Source organism: Pandoraea bronchicola (assembly GCF_902459805.1).
GTDB lineage: Bacteria > Pseudomonadota > Gammaproteobacteria > Burkholderiales > Burkholderiaceae > Pandoraea > Pandoraea bronchicola.
Genome location: NZ_CABPST010000033.1, coordinates 1 through 629, shown reverse-complemented (window position 1 = coordinate 629; position 629 = coordinate 1). Strand labels below are relative to the sequence as shown.

Genomic DNA, 629 nt, shown 5'->3' with positions numbered 1-629 from the left:
GTGCACGTGCTGGTGGCGGGTTCGAACGCCAAGGCGGCTGCCGAAGCGGCGGCCCAGATCGCGGGCGTGAAGAAGGTGCTGCTGGCTGACGCGCCGTACTTTGGCGACGGTCTGGCGGAGAACATCGCCGACGAGGTGGTGTCGATTGCGGGCAACTATTCGCACATCCTCGCCACCGCGACGGCGTACGGCAAGAACATTGCGCCGCGCGTGGCAGCGCTGCTGGACGTCGCCCAGATTTCGGATATCACGAAGGTCGACAGCGCGGACACGTTCGAGCGCCCGATCTATGCAGGCAACGCGATTGCGACGGTGCAAAGCGCGGACAAGGTGAAGGTGATCACGGTGCGCTCGACGGGTTTCGACCCGGCGGCGGCCACGGGCGGCAGCGCTGCGGTGGAAGCCGTGGCGGCGACGCCGGACGCGGGCGTGTCGCAGTTCGTGGGGCGTGAGGTGACGAAGCTGGACCGTCCGGAGCTCACGAGCGCGAAGATCATCGTCTCGGGTGGCCGGGGGCTGGGCAGCGGCGAGAACTACACGAAAGTGCTCGAGCCGCTGGCGGACAAGCTGGGTGCGGCGTTGGGCGCCTCGCGTGCCGCAGTCGACGCGGGCTACGTGCCGAACGACTA

The 629-nt window shown here is 68.2% G+C and carries 1 protein-coding gene; it reads left to right on the top strand.

Going from position 1 to position 629, the window contains the following annotated elements:
* A partial coding sequence (locus tag PBR20603_RS24015; RefSeq protein WP_150561958.1) for an electron transfer flavoprotein subunit alpha/FixB family protein occupies window positions 1-629 on the top strand: 629 nt, incomplete at both ends.